Raw genomic sequence first — 16427 nt, 5'->3', positions numbered from 1 at the left:
ATCCCCGGGGCGTTCTTCTCCAGGAACACAAGGAGGAGCGGTAACCGTGCCTGATCCGCAGAGTTTGTACGAATGGGAGCCGAAGGGCCTGGCTGTCGTCGACATGGCGCTCGCCCAGGAGTCGGCCGGCCTGGTCATGCTCTACCACTTCGAGGGATACATCGACGCGGGTGAGACGGGTGAGCAGATCGTCGACGGCCTGCTCGAATCGCTGCCGCACCAGGTCGTGGCCCGCTTCGACCACGACCGCCTGATCGACTACCGCGCCCGCCGCCCGCTGCTCACGTTCAAGCGGGACCGCTGGTCGGCGTACGAGACCCCGACGCTGGACGTCCGCGTGGTCCAGGACGCCACGGGCGCGCCGTTCCTGCTGCTGTCCGGCCCCGAGCCGGACGTGGAGTGGGAGAGGTTCGCGGCCGCCGTCGAGCAGATCGTCGAGCGGCTCGGCGTCCGCCTCGCGGTCAACTTCCACGGCATCCCGATGGGCGTCCCGCACACCCGCCCCGTCGGCATCACGCCGCACGGCAACCGCACGGACCTGATGCCCGGCCACCGCAGCCCGTTCGACGAGGCACAGGTGCCCGGCTCCGCCGAGGCGCTCGTCGAGTACCGGCTGATGGAGGCGGGCCACGACGTGCTGGGCGTCGCCGCCCATGTGCCGCACTACGTCGCCCGCTCCGCCTACCCGGACGCGGCGCTCACCGCGCTGGAGGCGATCACCGCCGCGACCGGCCTGGTCCTGCCGGCCGTCGCGCACTCCCTGCGCACCGAGGCGCACCGCGCCCAGACGGAGATCGACCGCCAGATCGGCCAGGGCGACGAGGAGCTCGTCTCGCTGGTCGAGGGCCTTGAGCACCAGTACGACGCGGTCGCGGGCGCGGAGACCCGGGGCAACCTGGTCGCCGAACCGGCGGACCTGCCGTCCGCCGACGAGATCGGCCTGGAATTCGAGAAGTTCCTCGCCGAGCGCGAGGGCGACGCCTGACCGCTGCGTCCTGTGCCCGCTGCCCGTCACCCCGCCGGTGGGGGTGACGGGCAGCGGGCATTAGGCTGCCGGGCATGCTGAAAGTGGGCCTGACCGGGGGCATCGGAGCCGGCAAGAGCGAAGTGTCCCGGCTGCTCGTCGGCCAGGGAGCCGTCCTCGTCGACGCGGACCGCATCGCCCGCAAGGTCGTCGAGCCGGGCACCCCCGGTCTCGCCGCCGTCGTCGAGGAGTTCGGCCCCGGCATCCTGACCCCGGAAGGCACCCTGGACCGGCCCGCGCTCGGCGCGATCGTCTTCGCCGACCGGGACCGCCTCGCCGCGCTCAACGCGATCGTTCACCCCCTCGTCCGCGACCGCTCCGCCGAACTGGAGAAGGCCGCCGGGCCGGACTCGGTGGTCGTCCACGACGTGCCCCTCCTCACCGAGAACGGCCTCACCCCGCTCTACGACCTGGTCGTCGTGGTCGACGCCGCCCCGGAGACCCAGCTCGACCGGCTCGTGAGGCTGCGCGGCATGGCCGAGGAGGACGCCCGAGCCCGCATGGCCGCCCAGGCCACCCGCGAGCAGCGGCGCGCCGTCGCCGACCTGGTCATCGACAACGACGGACCGGTCGAGGAGCTGGCGGACCGGGTCCGCGAGGTCTGGGCGGAGCTGACCCGCCGCGCGGCGGAGAAGAGCTGAGCCGGGGCCGCGCCACGGGGTCGTACCGGAATACCCGTGGCCGTCCCCGCGTTCACCCCGGGACGGACCAGGGAAGGATGTCACCGTGCCCGAGAGGAACCCGGAAACCGACGTCATCGACTTCCGCGCGGCCGAGCAGTTGCTCGCCGCGCGCGATCCCCGGGGCGCGGTGCGGCTGCTCGACTCGGTGATCGCCGCCCACCCCGAGAACACCGCCGCCCGGCTGCTGCGGGCCCGCGCCTTCTTCGCTGCGGCGCAGCTGCGCCCCGCCGAGCTGGAGTTCGAGCTGGTGCTTGAGCGGGAGCCGGACAACGCCTTCGCGCACTTCGCCCTCGCCCGCACCTTCGAGCGCTCCGGCCATCCCGAGCGAGCCACCCGCCACTTCCGGCTGGCGGCCGCGCTCGACCCGAAGCCGGAGTATCTGCGGGCCGCCCGCTTCGACAGCTAGGGCGTGCCCGGCGGCGGCCCCTTGCCGCCGCGTGACCCGTGGTCGGGGTCGTACGGCGGGATGGAGCGGTCCGGCTGGTGGTGCGCGCCCTGGCGCAGCCGGTGCACGACCACGCACAGGTCCACCAGCACAAGCACGAGCAGCACCCCGCAGACCGCGGCCCAGCCGGTGCGGCCGTTCACGGCGAAGGCCGTCACGCCGAAGACGGCCCAGGCCAGGCCCCACAGACTCAGCCAGAGCCGCATCCGCAGCGGACTGCGGGCGGTCGTCGGTTCATTGCCGGTACGCATGGCATCGCCTCCCTACCAGCATGGACCCACGGCCGGTCAGGTGCGGCACAACACGGTACGCACGCGACGGAGGGGTGGTGCTCCTCCAGCGCGAGGGGGCGGATTACCACGACGGGCTTCCGCGCGAGCGCGTCCACCCCGCCGGCTACATGGTGCGCATCGTCTCCTCGGAGCCGGTGGGCGACGGGGTGCGCGCGGAGTACGAGTTCGCCGACGCCCGGTGGACGCGGACCTTCCTGTCCCGGCCGCTGACGAAGGAGGAGTTCGAAGGGCACCTGGGAGCGGCCGGGCTGGAGGTGGACCGTTATCTCACGGACGACGGCGTCTGGGTGCGGGCCGTGCCCGTGTAGCGGTCGGCGGCCGGGCGGTCAGTGGATGGTGGTGAAGCTGCGCCAGGGACGCGCGCTCGGCGCCTTGACGTCCGAGAACGTGGTGGCGACGTACGTCGTGCCCGGGCCGGTGCAGTCGGGCGTCCGGTACAGCACGATGTCGACCAGGGTCTCGTTGGCCACCTCCTTCGCGCCGGCCGGGGCGAGCCGGTGACAGCCCTTGACCGAGGGGCTGTTCACCTCGATCACGGCGTCCCGCTCGGTGGTGTAGATGACCGGGCCGACCGCGGTCCGGCCGAGGCCCGAACAGCCTGCGACGGTGAGGGTCAGGAGCACGGCCTGGGCGGCGATGCCGAGCCGGCGGCGTCGGCGGTCGATCACGGGCATGGGCGCATCCTCGTCTGTCTCGTCACCACGCACACCGCGGGTGTACGTGCCGGTGCCGCTCACCCTGCCCGCTTCCCCGGGCCCCGGCATCCGGGAAGCGGCCGGGCGGGGGAGCGCGGCACCACGGGCGGACGCGTAGGGGTTCGACCCCGAGCGAAACCAGGCATACCGTGGTATTAGCGCACGAAGAGGTGCGGCGCCGATTGCCGGGCTCTTCCGGCTGGCAGGGGGCCGTCATGGTCCAGGTACTCGTGATCGCGGTGGTCGCTGCAGCGGCGGTGGGCGCCCTGTATCTGGCGGCGGCCGCCAGGGTCGTCAGGCAGTACGAGCGGGGCGTGGTCCTCAGACTGGGCCGGCTCCGCGATGAGGTGCGCCCGCCCGGCTTCACGATGGTGCTGCCGGGCGTCGACCGGCTCCGCAAGGTCAACATGCAGATCGTGACCATGCCCGTGCCGGCCCAGGACGGGATCACTCGGGACAACGTCACGGTCCGGGTGGACGCCGTCATCTACTTCAAGGTGGTCGACCCGGCGAGCGCGGTCGTCGAGGTCGAGGACTACCGTTTCGCGGTCTCGCAGATGGCGCAGACGTCACTGCGTTCCATCATCGGCAAGAGCGATCTGGACGACCTCCTCTCCAACCGGGAGAAGCTGAACCAGGGCCTGGAGCTGATGATCGACAGTCCCGCGGTCGGCTGGGGCGTGCAGATCGACCGGGTCGAGATCAAGGACGTCTCGCTGCCGGAGACCATGAAACGCTCCATGGCCCGCCAGGCCGAGGCCGACCGTGAGCGGCGCGCCCGGGTCATCAACGCGGACGCGGAGCTCCAGGCGTCCAAGAAGCTGGCCGAGGCGGCCTCCGAGATGTCCACCCAGCCGGCGGCGCTCCAGCTGCGTCTGCTCCAGACCGTGGTGGCCGTGGCGGCCGAGAAGAACTCCACGCTGGTCCTGCCGTTCCCGGTGGAGCTGCTGCGATTCCTGGAACGGGCGCAGCAGGGGGCGCCGGGGGCGCCCGCCCCCGAGATCGCGCAGGCGCCGGACGCCGGTGCGCAGGTGGGGCAGGCCGGGGACCCCGGTGCGCCCGCCCCGGACGACGCGCGGCCCTCGGACCCCGGTACGCCGCCCCCGCGTCCGGACGCCTCCTCGAAGCCGTACGCCCACCACTGACCTCTCCGCGCGGTCGCTGCCCGGCCGTCGTCCGACCCGTACGAGCTGCGGGAACGGCGGCGGCCGGACCCTTGTCCGGGGCGTTGTCAGACCTCCCGCCTAGACTCGCCAGGTGTAGGACGAGACCGTGCTGACCAGGCACGGAACGCCAGGACGCGGCCGCCGGGCCGTGCGCGACGAGAAGGGAGGGACCGGTGAGCACCGCACCGCCGCCGCAGGACGCGGACGACAGCCGTCTGCTGCGCTGCGCCGCCGTCTTCCTGCCCGGTACGCCGCCACGGCGGGGGCGCGTCGCCTTCTGGGACCCGCTCGACGCCCCGCTTCCCGAGACCGCCGGAGCCCGGAGCGAGGAGATCACGGTCGTCCGGCCGTACAGCGCCGGGGACCAGGTGCGCACGCACGACGTGCCCGCGCTCCTGCTCCCCGTCGACGCGGCCCTGCCCCTGCTCGCCCGCGCCCGCCACCTGCGCTCCGCCCACCCGGCGACCCGCGCCTGGGGCGCCGCCGCCCTGCACGCCCTGCATCTGGTGGCCGGCGGCCGCATGCTCCCCGGGCTGACGGCCGACGACCACGACGCCTGGCGGGCCGGCCCCCGCGACGCCGGGGACGTCGCGCACCTGCGCGCGGTGGCCGCCGCCCTGCCCTGGGAGGGGCACGCCGTCCCGCTGCCCGGCCGGACCCCGCTCAGGCTGCCCGACCCGGAGGCCCTGATCGGCGCCTTCCTCGACGCGGTCGCCGACACCCTGCCCCGGACGCCCGCCGCCGCGTTCGCCATGGGCGCCCCCTTCGCGGCGGCCGAGCCCCAGCACCTGCCCGGCGCGCGGGAATGGGCCGTCGAGGTCGCCTCGGGCCTGGACGCCGGGGTCCGGGTGTCGCTGCGCCTCGACCTCTCCGCGTACGAACTATTCGACACGACCGGCTCCGACGGGACGGCGGGCACCCCCGAGCGGCACGCCGCCGCGGCCGTCACCCAGGTGCACAGCCTCGCCGACCCCACCTACGTCGTCGACGCCGCCGCCCTCTGGGCCGGTGACGCGGGCGAGCCCTTCGGCCCCCGGTCCCGGATCGACACCGCGCTCGCGCTGCGCCGCGCCGCCCGCGTCTGGGCCCCGCTCGAACGGCTGCTGGACCAGCCGGTCCCCGACGTCCTGGCCATCGGTGAGGACGAGCTGTACGAGCTGCTGGGCGACGCCGGGAGCAGGCTGGCCGCCGCCGGGGTGAGCGTCCACTGGCCCAGGGAGCTGGCCCGCACCCTCACCGCCGCCGCCGTGGTCAGGCCCGCGCCCGGGACGGCCACGGACGGCACCGCGTTCTTCGACGCCGAACAGCTCTTCGCGTTCGACTGGCAGCTCTCGCTCGGCGACGAGCGGCTCACCGAGGCCGAGATGGACGTGCTCGCCGAGGCGCACCGCCCCGTGGTGCGGCTGCGGGACCAGTGGGTCGTCGTCGACCCCGCGCTCGTCCGCAAGGCGCGCAAGCGGGAGCTGGGCCTGCTCGACCCGGTGGACGCGCTGGCCGTCGCCCTGACCGGCACCGCCGACGTGGACGGCGAGCAGGTCGAGGCGGTGCCGGCCGGTGCGCTGGCGGAGCTGCGTACGCGACTGCTCACCGAGGACGCCGTGCCCGCCCCGCCGCCCGGACTCCACGCGACGCTCCGCGACTACCAGCTGCGCGGGCTGGCCTGGCTGGACCGGATGACCTCGCTCGGCCTCGGCGGCTGCCTCGCCGACGACATGGGCCTCGGCAAGACGATCACCCTGATCGCCCTCCACCTCCACCGCGCCCACCCCGCGCCCACGCTCGTGATCTGCCCCGCCTCCCTGCTGGGCAACTGGCACCGCGAGATCAACCGCTTCGCCCCAGGCGTCCCCGTACGCAGGTTCCACGGCGCCGGACGCACCCTCGCCGGGGCCGACGGCGGCTTCGTCCTCACCACGTACGGCACGATGCGCTCCAGCGCGGCCGAACTGGCCGCCCACCGCTGGGGACTGGTCGTCGCCGACGAGGCGCAGCACGTCAAGAACCCCCACTCCTCCACCGCGAAGGCGCTGCGCACCATCCCCTCCCCGGCGAGGGTCGCCCTCACCGGCACCCCCGTGGAGAACAACCTCTCCGAGCTGTGGGCGCTGCTCGACTGGACGACGCCCGGACTGCTCGGTCCGCTCAAGGCGTTCCGGGCCCGGCACGCCCGGATCGTGGAGAACACCGGCACGGCGGCGGGCCTCGGCAACGACGAGGCGGTGGAGCGGCTGTCCCGGCTGGTCCGCCCGTTCCTGCTGCGCCGCAAGAAGTCCGACCCCGGCATCGCGCCCGAGCTGCCGCCCAAGACGGAGACCGACCACCCCGTCTTCCTCACCCGCGAGCAGGCCACGCTGTACGAGGCCACGGTGCGCGAGACCATGGCGTACATCGAGGCGTCCGAGGGCATCGCGCGGCGAGGGCTGATCATGAAGCTGCTGGCCTCGCTGAAGCAGATCTGCAACCACCCGGCGCAGTATCTGAAGGAGGACGCGGCCCGGCTCACCGGACGCTCGGGCAAGCTCGCCCTCCTCGACGAACTCCTCGACACGATTCTCGCCGAGGACGGCTCGGTGCTGGTCTTCACGCAGTACGTGACGATGGCCCGGCTGCTGTCCGCCCATCTGACCGCGCGCGCGATCCCCTCCCAGCTCCTGCACGGCGGAACCCCGGTGGCCGAGCGGGAGCGGATGGTGGACCGATTCCAGTCCGGCGAGGTCCCCGTCTTCCTGCTCTCCCTGAAGGCGGCGGGCACGGGGCTCAACCTCACCCGGGCCGCGCATGTCATCCACTACGACCGCTGGTGGAACCCGGCCGTCGAGGAGCAGGCCACGGACCGGGCGTACCGCATCGGTCAGACCCAGCCCGTCCAGGTGCACCGGCTGATCGCGGAGGGCACCGTGGAGGACCGCATCGGGGAGATGCTGCTCGCCAAGCGGGCGCTGGCCGACGCCGTCCTCGGCAGCGGCGAGAGCGCGCTGACCGAGCTGAGCGACCGCGACCTGGCCGACCTCGTCTCCCTCCGGAGGCCGTCATGAGCCCCGCCCCCCGCCGCCGCCCGGACACCGCCCGCCCCACCTCCGGACCGCTCGCCGCCCGCCACGACACCCGCCCCGGCGCCCGTTCCCGTCCCGGGCCCGACGATCTGCGGCGCACCTTCGAGGCCGTTCCGGCGCGCACCTCCGGCGAGGGCGAGCCGTTCGCCGAGAGCTGGTGGGGCCGGGCCTGGGTCGCGGCGCTCGAATCCCTGTCGATGGACGGCCCGCGCCTGGCCCGGGGACGGGACTATGCGGACGGCGGGCACGTCGCCGCGATCACCGTCACGCCGGGGCACGTCGTCGCCTATGTGCACGGCAGCCGCCCCCGCCCGTACCGGGCCGAGCTGCGGCTGCGTACGTTCACCGACCCCGACTGGGACACCCTGCTGGACGAGGTCGCCGCCCGGCCCGGGCACCTGGCCGCGCTGCTCGCCAAGGAGATGCCGCACTCCCTGGCCGAGACCGCGACCGCCGCCGGCATGACGCTGCTGCCCGCCCCCGGCGACCTCGATCCCGCCTGCACCTGCCCCGACCGCGGGCGCCCCTGCAAGCACGTCGCCGCCCTCAGCTACCAGATGGCGCTCCTGCTGGACACCGACCCGTTCGTCCTGCTCCTGCTGCGCGGCCGGGGCGAGCGAGAGCTGCTGGAGGAGCTGGGCCGGCGCAACGCCGCGCACTCCGCCCGGGAGCGGCCCCCCGCCCCCGACACCCCGTCCGTGCCCGCCGGGGAAGCGCTGGCCGACCGGTTCCTGCCGCCGCTGCCCGCGCCGTTCCCGGTGGACCCGCATCCGGGCCGGCCGCCCGCCTACCCCGCCCTGCCCGGGGCCCGGGACCCGCTCGCCCTGGACCAGCTCGCCACCGACGCGGCGGCCCGCGCCCACACCCTGCTGACCACCGGCCGCGACCCGCTCGCCGGGCTCACCACCTGGCAGGACGCCGTCCGTCTCGCGGCGGCCGGACCCACCGCAGGGCTCACCGCGACCACCCGCGCCCTCTACCGGGAGCTGGCCTCCGCCACCGGCCGCAACACCACGGACCTGGCCCGGGCCGTGGCCGCCTGGCGGCAGGGCGAGGCCGAGGGCCTGGCGGTCCTGGAGACGCCGTGGGACCCCCCGGCGGGCCCCTTCGACCGCGCCCGCCCGGCCCTCGCGGCGGCCGGCTTCCCCCGCTTCCAGCCCTGGCGCAACCACCTCACCCACCCCGGTCACGCCTTCCAGCTCCGCTTCGGCCGCGACGGCCGCTGGTACGGCTACGAGTCGGACCCGGGCGAGGACGAGTGGTGGCCGCGCGCCGCGCCGGCCACCGACCCGGTCGGCGCCCTCCTGGAGCTGACCGGCGGCTGAGGGGCCGGCCCGGCCCTTCAGCCGTGCCCGGGCAGCACGGAGTCGACGACGGCGGCCGCGAACCCGGGCGGGACGGGCTCGTTCCTGAGCACCGCCCGCACCCACACGGCCCCGGCGATCAGGTCGAGCAGCAGCATCGGGTCGGCCCCCGGCGCCAGTTCGCCGCGTGCGACGGCCCGGGCGAACACCGGCTGCTCGCGGGAGAACCGGTCGGCGAAGAAGTCCCGGGCCAGCGCGGCGAGTTCGTCGTCGGGCAGACCCGTCCCCGAGGCCAGGGCCCGCACGATCGCCCGGGTCCGTACCCCGGTGACCAGCTCGGTCACCTGCTCCGCGAGGGCGATCAGGTCCCCGCGCAGCGAACCGGTGTCGGGGATCTCGATGTCCAGGACGCGGGCCCGGAGCAGCGCGGCGCGCAGCAGCGGCGCCTTCGACGGCCACCAGCGGTAGATCGTCGTCTTGTTGACGCCGGCCTCCTGGGCGACGGCCTCGACGGTGAGCCCCGCGTACCCGCGTTCGGCGAGCAGCCGCAGGGTGGCGTCGAAGATCGCCTCGGCGGCGCGGGGGCCCTTGCCGGGGCGGGGCGGCGGGGGAGGGGCGGTCATGGCGGCTCCAGACAAAAATGCAACGCAACGTTGCGTTGCATTATAGGCTGCGGCCGACCACCGGCACACGGCACACGGAGGGGCGCTCATGAGGACCGACAGGAAGTCCGGGGTTTCCGGAGCGGTGACCTGGGGGCTGCTGGCCGCCTGGGCGGCCAACGACCTGGAGGAGATCGCCACCATGGCGGGCTGGCTCCGGACCGCGCGGCCCAAGTTGAAGGACCGCCTGCCCTGGGTGCCCGACCGTGTGTGGGAGCGAGCGGACCTCACGCAGCGCGAGGTGAACACGGCCATAGGCCTCATGGGCGTGCTCGTCGCGGCGGCGGCGGCCGACGGGGCGCGGACGGGCGGCCGGAGCGCGTTCTTCCGTACGACCCTGGCCGGATTCGGGCTCCACGGCGTGGTGCACCTGGCGCAGTCGGCGGCGTACGGCGGCTACACGCCGGGGGTGGCCACGTCCCCGACCGTCGTCGTCCCGTACTCGCTCTGGGCGCTGCGCCGCCTGCGCGCGGCGGGCATTCCGGTGGGAGGCGCCCGCGCGACGGCGGCCGGACTGGCGTTCCTGCCGGTGGCGGTGGCGGGCGTCCACGCGGCGGCCCGGGTGCTGGCCCGGCCGCGTACACCCGGCGCGTGACCGGGCGGCGCGGCCCGCCGCCCCCTCAGAAGTCGGCCGTCAGCCGCTCCTCCAGCCGCGCCACCGAGTCCTGGGCGTACGCCTTCTCGTAGGCGTCGCGGATGCGCTCGATCTGCCCGCCGCGCACCCGGGCCTCGGACGCGGGGTAGAGCAGGGTCAGCTCGTAGCTCCGCTCCCGCTCGATGACCCCGTGGGAGTCGCGCCACTGGCCCCGGCCGTCCTGGATGGTCAGCCCGTTCGGGAAGCGCGGGGTGACCTCCGCGTCGATGAACTCCCGGAACTGCCGGTCGGTCACCTCCGGCCCGCCGTCCGGGCGCTCGGTGCCGAAGAGGAGTCGCGTCTCGACGTAGTCCTTGCCGCGCACGGCCCCCGCCACCGCCGGGCGCGGCTCCGGCGAGGCACCGGACCCGAGCGTGGCGTACGCGACGGGCGTGCCCACCGCCAGTACGGCGAGGCCCGCCGCGGCGGCGGCGAGCGCGGTCCGCCGCCGTGGCCGGCGCCGGTCGTCGGGGGAGCCGGCCGGGTCGCTCGCGACGGCCGTGCGGGACAGGAGAGGCATGGGGGAGCCCTTCGTTCCGGATACGGGGAAGGCGCAGACGCGCGGGCCTCACTGTCGCAAGCGGCCCCCGACGGGCCGTGCCGGACAAGGGGTGCCACAGGGATTCCACCCGAACGGGCGGGAGCGCACGGAGGTGCGTCGGGCGCGCCCGTTCTATTGACAGATCTCTTTCGAGAGAACACTCTCATCGCATGCCGCAGTCCGAAGAACCAGCAGAGCGAGCCCTTCGAGCACCGGCCGAGCCGGAGGTCCGGCCCGTCGGCACCGACGAGGCCGATGAGCGGGTCTCCGCTCCCGAAGGCCCCCGCCGCCTCACCGATCCGGCCTCCATGCGGGCGCTCTCCCATCCCGTGCGGCTCGCGCTCATCGAAGCCCTCAGCGTCCAGGGACCGCTGACGGCGACCCAGGCCGGTCAGCTGATCGGCGAGTCCCCCACCACCTGCTCTTTCCACTTCCGCCAGCTCGCGAAGTACGGCTTCGTGGAGGAGGCCGGACCCATGCCCGGCCGCTCGCGCCCCTGGCGCGTCACCCGGCTCGGCTGGTCCATGGAGAGCGATCCCGACGACGAGACGTCCGACGGGCGGGAGCGCGACCTGGCGGCCCGGCACCTCGGCGACCTGGCCCTGGAGCGGCAGCTCGAACGCCACCGGACGCACCGGCAGAAGAGCGAGCGGACGCACACGATCTGGTGGGTCACCCCGGACGAGGCGGACGAACTCCAGGGAGAGATCGACAAGTTGGTCATGCGCTACCGGGACAGGCTCCACGACCCCGCAGCCAGGCCGGCGGACGCCGGGCCGGTGGAGGTGGTGATCCTCACCCATCCGTTCGCCTGAACACACACCGCCAGCACCGACCGACCGGGGGGACAGCATGACCGCCGAAACAGCGGCCACAACGGGCACGAAGCCCGACGACACGAAGCCCGACGACACGAAGCCGTTACGCAGGAACAGGGACTTCACCCTGCTGTGGGGAGGCCAGGCGGTCTCCGAGCTCGGCACCGCCGTGTCGCTCCTGGCGTTCCCGCTGCTCGTGCTGTCGCTGCACGGTTCCGCCGTGCAGGCGGGGGCGCTCGGCACGCTCCAGGCGGTCATCCGGGTCGGTTTCATGCTCCCCGCCGGTGTGGTGGCCGACCGCGTGAACCGGAAGCGCGTCATGCAGGCGTGCGACGCGGGCCGGGCCGTCCTCTTCACGGTCCTGGTCGCGGCGATCCTGCTCGGTCACGCCCCGCTCGCGGTGATCTTCGTGGTCGCGGGGGCGGCCGCCGTACTGGACGTGCTGTTCGGCGCGGCCGAGATGTCGGTCATCAGCCAACTCGTACCGGAGCCGCAGCTCGCGGACGCCTTCGCCAAGAACGAGGCGCGCTCGTACGGGGCGTCGCTGGCCGGGCCACCGCTGGGCGGCTTCCTGTACGGGCTCGGCCGGGCGGTCCCGTTCCTCTTCGACGCCCTGAGCTACCTGCTCTCGTTCCTGGCGGTCTCCTTCATCCGCAAGCCCGCCCACCCGAAGCGGGCGGGAAGCGCCGCGACCTCGCTCCGCCACGACACGCTGGAGGGCCTGCGCCACGTCCTGGCGAGCCCCTATCTCCGGTCGGTGATCCTCGTGGCGGCGCCGGTGAACTTCGCGTTGACGGGCGCGCAGTTCTCGGCCGTGCTGATCCTCGCGGACGCCGGTCACAGCCCGAGGGCGCTCGGTCTGGCCCAGGGCTGCACAGCGGTCGGTGGACTGCTCGGCGCCCTCTGTGCCGCCCGCCTGCAGCGACTCCTGCCCTTCCACCGCCTGCTGCTGACGGCCCTGGGCGTTCTGCTGGCCCTGCTCGTGGCGAGCACCGCGCTGAACGGCGGTCTGCTGATGGTGGTTCCGCTCGCCGCCGGCCTGTTCCTGGCTCCGGCCGTCAACTCGTTGCTCTTCGGACGCCTCGCCGCGACCACCCCGGCCCGCATCCAGGGACGCGTCATCAGCGTCGTCGCGCTCGCCGCCACGGGGGCCGCCTCACTCGCCCCGGTCGTCGTCGGGGCGTTGGTGGAACAGCGCGGGGGCACGGCCGCGATGACCACGGCCGTGGCAGCCGCGGCCCTCTCCCTCGCAGCCGCCGGCCTCGGCCGTGCCGCGCTCCGGGAAGACCTCGAAGACCGGCAAGATCAGGAGGACCGGGAAGGCCAGGACGATCAGGAAGCCCAGGAAGCCCTGGAACCCCAGGAAGCCCGCAAGGACCGCGATCTCACTGCCGGTACCCCGCCAAGAACCGCCCGATCCGGCTGATGGCGGCGTCCAGGTCGTCGGCGTGCGGCAGGGTCAGGATGCGGAAGTGGTCGGGGCGGGGGTAGTTGAAGCCGGTGCCCTGGACGACCTGGATCTTCTCGCGCAGCAGCAGGTCCAGGACGAACTTCTCGTCGTCGGCGATCGGGTGCACCTTCGGGTCGATGCGCGGGAAGGCGTACAGGGCACCCTTCGGCTTCACGCAGGAGACGCCCGGGATCTCGTTCAGCTTCTGCCAGGCGCGGTCGCGCTGCTCGTACAGCCTGCCCCCGGGCACCACCAGGTCCCGGATCGACTGCCGGCCGCCGAGTGCGGCCTGAATGGCGTACTGGGCGGGCGCGTTGGGGCACAGCCGCATGGAGGCGAGCATCGTCAGGCCCTCCAGATAGCTGCGGGCGTGCTGCTTCGGGCCCGAGACCACCATCCAGCCGGAGCGGAACCCGGCCACCCGGTACGTCTTCGACAGGCCGCTGAAGGTGAGGCAGACCAGGTCCGGGGCGAGCACCGCCACGCTGTGGTGCTCGGCGTCGTCATAGAGGATCTGGTCGTAGATCTCGTCGGCGAACACCATCAGACCGTGCCGGCGGGCCAGGTCGAGGATGCCCTCCAGGACCTCGCGCGGATAGACGGCGCCCGTGGGGTTGTTGGGGTTGATGATCACGACGGCCCGGGTGCGGTCGGTGATCTTCGAGGCCATGTCGGCGATGTCGGGGTTCCAGTCCGAGGCCTCGTCGCACGCGTAGTGCACGGCCTTCCCGCCGGCCAGCGTCGTCACCGCGGTCCACAGCGGGTAGTCGGGGGAGGGGATCAGCACCTCGTCGCCGTCCTCCAGCAGCCCCTGGACGGCCATCGAGATCAGCTCGGACACGCCGTTGCCGAGGAAGATGTCGTCGACGTCGACCTCGGTGAGACCCATCGCCTGGTAGCGCTGGGCCACGGCCCGGCGGGCGGACAGGATGCCGCGCGAGTCCGTGTAGCCGTGGGCCTGCGGGAGCATCCGGATCATGTCCTGGACGATCTCCTCCGGCGCCTCGAAGCCGAACAGGGCGGGGTTGCCCGTGTTGAGCCGGAGCACGCTGTGGCCCGCCTCCTCCAGGGCGTTGGCCTGCTCGATGACGGGGCCCCGGATCTCGTAACAGACCTCGTTGAGCTTGCTGGACTGGCGGAACTCCATGCGGTGCCTCCCCGACCCGATTGCGATACTTGGTTTTACCAAGTCCGGCCTTGGAAAGTCCAACAACATGTCTAGACTGCGTCGCATGCCACGTCAGCAACAGCCAGCCACCCGCCCGGCCCGCCGCCGGAGTTACGACCAGTTCTGCGCCAGTGCCCGGGCCCTGGACGCGGTCGGCGACCGGTGGTCCCTGCTGATCGTCCGTGAACTGCTGGCCGGTCCCCGGCGCTACACCGATCTCCACGCCGACCTGCCCGGCGTCAGTACGGACGTCCTGGCCTCCCGGCTCAAGGACATGGAGCAGGGCGGCCTCGTCACCCGCCGCAAACTCCCGCCGCCCGCCGCCGCCTCGGTGTACGCGCTCACCGCACGCGGCCACGGACTGCTGCCGGTCCTCGCCGCGCTCGCCGAGTGGGGCGCCCCCGCGCTCGCCGAGCGGCGGCCCACGGACGCGGTCCGGGCCCATTGGTTCGCCCTTCCGCTGCTGCGCGCCCTGAAGGGAGCGGCCGCCACGGGCGTGCTCGACGTCCATCTGGACGAGGGCGAGTTCCACATCCGTACGGGCGAGGTGGTGGCAGGCGAGCCGGTGTACGGGGACGGGCCCGCCGCCGGTGCGGACGCGCGCATCGCCCTCGACGCGGAGCTCTGCCTCGCGCTGGGGCGCGGCGAGGCGACGTTCGCCGAGGCGGTCGGGGACGGCCGGATCGAGGTCTCCGGCGACAGCCCGCTGGCCAAGGAGTTGCGGGGGAGCTGACGTTCGCCGCGCGCGGCCGGATGCCGGTGGCGTGATTCGCGCGGTCCTCTTCCGGGTAGCGTCGGGACGTTTGAGATGTCCGTGACACCTGAGACGGGAGTGACCCATGAGGACCGCCGGACAGCAGGGGCAGCAGGGGAAGCGGGGGAAGCGGGGGCGACGGGGTCAGCGGGAGCGGCTGGGCAAGGCGCTCGTCATCGCGGGGAGCGTCGCCGCGCTCGCCGTCGTACCGACGGCGGCCGGCGCCACGCCCGGCGGCGGGGTGAGCGCCACCGTCGTGGCCGAGGGCACCTCGGTGGGCAAGCTGAAGGTGAAGGCGCCGAAGGGCCGGGCCGACGTCACCTTCCGTACGATCACCATCGCACCGGGCGGCTCCACCGGCTGGCACACCCACAGCGGTCAGCTGATCGTCGTCGTCGAGTCCGGTACGCTCACCCGCACCCTTGACGACTGCTCGGCCGAGGTGTCCCCGGCGGGCACGTCGTTCATCGAGCCGTCGGGGCAGAAGCACCGCCACATCGGACGCAACCTGGGCACCGAGCCCGTCGTCCTCTGGGTGACGTATCTGCTGCCGCAGGGCAGCGAACTCTCCGAGGACGCCGACGCGGTGGAGTGCGGGCCGGGGAAGTGACACCCGCCGGGGGCACCGCCCGCCGAAGTCAGCGGGCGAGTGTCTCCCCGTACGCGCCGAGGCCGGCGCTCACCAGCCCGTCGCGGAAGGTCAGCACCTCGTAGACCCTGCCGCCGATCTGGTTGCGGTAGTCGATCACCAGCGTGTCGACGCCCGCCCGGACGTCCATCACCTCGAACTCCAGGTCCGGGATGAGTTCGAGCCCACGCTTCCAGTACGCCCGCAGGGCGTCCTTGCCGTGCACGGTCCCGGAGGGGTCGCCGGTGAACCGCGCGATCATGGGCGAGCTGAAGGTCACGTCCTCGTGGTAGTGCGTCAGGATGCGTTGCAGGTCGTGGGAGTTCCAGTCGTCCTGCCACTGGGCTGCGAACGTGCGGGCGAATGCGAGATCCATGGCCACGACCGTAAGGGGCCGGGCGGGAGGCGGCTGCGAGATTCCGGCATCCGGTCACCACGGGGCCGCGCGGGTGATGATGGACGCGTGCGATTCGAAGCGATCTCCTGGGAACGGCTGACGGACGCGCTCGCCGCGCACGCCGACGCGCTGGAGCCCGCCGACGGCGGACCCTGGCTGAAGATCGCCGTCGACGGCGCACCGGCCGCCCGTCCCGGCGAACTGGCCGAGTCCGTCGCCCAGGCGCTGAGGCTGCGGGGGCGTGCGGTGCTTCCTGTCTCCACCGCCGGGTTCCTGCGGCCGGCCAGCCTGCGCTACGAGTACGGCAAGCAGGACCCGGACTCCTACTTCGGGAGCTGGTTCGACACCGGAGCCCTGTGGCGCGAAGTGTTCGGCCCGCTGGAGCCCGGCGGCAGCGGGCGGGTGCTGCCCGACCTCTGGGACCCGGCCACGGACCGGGCCACGCGCAGCCCGTACGCACACCTGCCGGAGCGCGGGGTGCTGATCCTGCACGGGCCGCTGCTGCTCGGGCACTGGTACCCGTTCGACCTCGGCGTCCACCTGCGCTTGTCGGCCGGTGCGCTGCGGCGGCGCACGCCGGAGGACGAGCTGTGGACCCTGCCCGCCTTCGAGCGGTACGAGGACGAGGTGGCGCCCGCCGAGAGCGCGGACGCGGTGGTGCGCGCCGACGACCCGGGGCACCCGGCGTGGACGGGGCTGCGGTGAGACGTGC

At 73.7% G+C, this 16427-nt stretch carries 18 protein-coding genes and 1 pseudogene; 13 read left to right on the top strand and 6 right to left on the bottom strand.

What is annotated here, in order from left to right:
• The first annotated feature begins 46 nt into the window (after positions 1-46).
• The 3 genes from OG242_RS06600 (at position 47) to OG242_RS06590 (ending at position 2113) form a co-directional block, all read left to right on the top strand.
• Positions 47-985: a PAC2 family protein gene (locus OG242_RS06600; protein WP_405897247.1), complete on the top strand. Its 939-nt coding sequence runs from the start codon at positions 47-49 to the stop codon at positions 983-985.
• 74 nt (positions 986-1059) lie between these two features.
• Positions 1060-1665, top strand: coding sequence for a dephospho-CoA kinase (coaE, locus tag OG242_RS06595; RefSeq protein ID WP_405897246.1), 606 nt, complete (start codon positions 1060-1062; stop codon positions 1663-1665).
• 85 nt (positions 1666-1750) lie between these two features.
• Positions 1751-2113 carry a tetratricopeptide repeat protein gene (locus tag OG242_RS06590; RefSeq protein ID WP_361029407.1) on the top strand — a complete coding sequence of 121 codons (363 nt, stop codon included), beginning with the start codon at positions 1751-1753 and terminating at the stop codon, positions 2111-2113.
• Here OG242_RS06590 and OG242_RS06585 read toward each other — a convergent pair.
• Positions 2110-2403 (bottom strand): DUF6343 family protein, encoded by a 294-nt coding sequence (locus tag OG242_RS06585; protein ID WP_405897245.1) that lies wholly within the window; start codon positions 2401-2403, stop codon positions 2110-2112. The genes OG242_RS06590 and OG242_RS06585 overlap by 4 nt on opposite strands.
• Positions 2404-2456: 53 nt before the next feature.
• On the opposite strand from OG242_RS06585, the pseudogene OG242_RS06580 reads away from it, so the two are divergent.
• A pseudogene (locus OG242_RS06580) lies at positions 2457-2753 on the top strand (SAM-dependent methyltransferase); the annotation flags it as partial.
• Between the two features lie 18 nt (positions 2754-2771).
• Here the strand turns inward: OG242_RS06580 and OG242_RS06575 are convergent.
• Complete coding sequence (locus tag OG242_RS06575) at positions 2772-3119, bottom strand: hypothetical protein (RefSeq protein WP_405897244.1); 348 nt, start codon at positions 3117-3119, stop codon at positions 2772-2774.
• Positions 3120-3355: 236 nt separating this feature from the next.
• On the opposite strand from OG242_RS06575, the gene OG242_RS06570 reads away from it, so the two are divergent.
• The 3 genes from OG242_RS06570 to OG242_RS06560 all read left to right on the top strand — a co-directional run bounded on the left by OG242_RS06570 (position 3356) and on the right by OG242_RS06560 (position 8684).
• Positions 3356-4285 carry an SPFH domain-containing protein gene (locus tag OG242_RS06570; protein WP_405897243.1) on the top strand — a complete coding sequence of 310 codons (930 nt, stop codon included), beginning with the start codon at positions 3356-3358 and terminating at the stop codon, positions 4283-4285.
• A gap of 194 nt (positions 4286-4479) precedes the next feature.
• The gene (locus tag OG242_RS06565) at positions 4480-7341 is read left to right on the top strand and encodes an SNF2-related protein (protein ID WP_405897242.1); all 2862 of its coding nucleotides are present in this window, start codon (positions 4480-4482) and stop codon (positions 7339-7341) included.
• Positions 7338-8684, top strand: coding sequence for an SWIM zinc finger family protein (locus OG242_RS06560; RefSeq protein ID WP_405897241.1), 1347 nt, complete (start codon positions 7338-7340; stop codon positions 8682-8684). The genes OG242_RS06565 and OG242_RS06560 overlap by 4 nt, the downstream gene beginning before the upstream one ends.
• Before the next feature lie 17 nt (positions 8685-8701).
• On the opposite strand, the gene OG242_RS06555 is transcribed toward OG242_RS06560, so the two are convergent.
• Entirely contained in the window at positions 8702-9286 is a 585-nt protein-coding gene (locus OG242_RS06555; protein ID WP_329024247.1) for a TetR/AcrR family transcriptional regulator, read from the bottom strand.
• Positions 9287-9374: 88 nt separating this feature from the next.
• On the opposite strand from OG242_RS06555, the gene OG242_RS06550 reads away from it, so the two are divergent.
• The gene (locus OG242_RS06550; RefSeq protein WP_405897240.1) at positions 9375-9920 is read left to right on the top strand and encodes an HXXEE domain-containing protein; all 546 of its coding nucleotides are present in this window, start codon (positions 9375-9377) and stop codon (positions 9918-9920) included.
• A 25-nt stretch (positions 9921-9945) separates the two neighbouring features.
• On the opposite strand, the gene OG242_RS06545 is transcribed toward OG242_RS06550, so the two are convergent.
• Positions 9946-10479, bottom strand: coding sequence for a DUF3574 domain-containing protein (locus tag OG242_RS06545; RefSeq protein ID WP_329024243.1), 534 nt, complete (start codon positions 10477-10479; stop codon positions 9946-9948).
• A gap of 191 nt (positions 10480-10670) precedes the next feature.
• Between OG242_RS06545 and OG242_RS06540 the strand changes: the two genes are divergently transcribed.
• Together OG242_RS06540 and OG242_RS06535 are read left to right on the top strand one after the other, a co-directional pair.
• Complete coding sequence (locus tag OG242_RS06540) at positions 10671-11315, top strand: helix-turn-helix domain-containing protein (RefSeq protein ID WP_329024241.1); 645 nt, start codon at positions 10671-10673, stop codon at positions 11313-11315.
• A 37-nt stretch (positions 11316-11352) separates the two neighbouring features.
• Positions 11353-12744 carry an MFS transporter gene (locus OG242_RS06535; protein ID WP_405897239.1) on the top strand — a complete coding sequence of 464 codons (1392 nt, stop codon included), beginning with the start codon at positions 11353-11355 and terminating at the stop codon, positions 12742-12744.
• Here the strand turns inward: OG242_RS06535 and OG242_RS06530 are convergent.
• On the bottom strand, positions 12704-13915 hold the full coding sequence (locus OG242_RS06530; protein WP_405897238.1) for a pyridoxal phosphate-dependent aminotransferase: 1212 nt from the start codon (positions 13913-13915) through the stop codon (positions 12704-12706). The two genes, OG242_RS06535 and OG242_RS06530, sit on opposite strands and share 41 nt — an antisense overlap.
• Positions 13916-14000: 85 nt before the next feature.
• Between OG242_RS06530 and OG242_RS06525 the strand changes: the two genes are divergently transcribed.
• Complete coding sequence (locus OG242_RS06525; RefSeq protein WP_405897237.1) at positions 14001-14669, top strand: winged helix-turn-helix transcriptional regulator; 669 nt, start codon at positions 14001-14003, stop codon at positions 14667-14669.
• 106 nt (positions 14670-14775) lie between these two features.
• Positions 14776-15300 carry a cupin domain-containing protein gene (locus OG242_RS06520; protein WP_405897236.1) on the top strand — a complete coding sequence of 175 codons (525 nt, stop codon included), beginning with the start codon at positions 14776-14778 and terminating at the stop codon, positions 15298-15300.
• Between the two features lie 28 nt (positions 15301-15328).
• Here OG242_RS06520 and OG242_RS06515 read toward each other — a convergent pair whose 3' ends face one another.
• A complete protein-coding gene (locus OG242_RS06515) occupies positions 15329-15694 on the bottom strand; it encodes a nuclear transport factor 2 family protein (protein ID WP_405897235.1) in 366 nt (121 codons plus the stop codon).
• A gap of 87 nt (positions 15695-15781) precedes the next feature.
• Between OG242_RS06515 and OG242_RS06510 the strand changes: the two genes are divergently transcribed.
• Positions 15782-16420, top strand: coding sequence for a uridine kinase (locus tag OG242_RS06510; RefSeq protein WP_405897234.1), 639 nt, complete (start codon positions 15782-15784; stop codon positions 16418-16420).
• Positions 16421-16427 lie beyond the last annotated feature (7 nt).

It is taken from the genome of Streptomyces sp. NBC_00727 (assembly GCF_045161745.1).
GTDB lineage: Bacteria > Actinomycetota > Actinomycetes > Streptomycetales > Streptomycetaceae > Streptomyces.
Note: the sequence above shows the minus strand (reverse complement) of the source record. Positions and strands in the feature narration are given on the sequence as shown.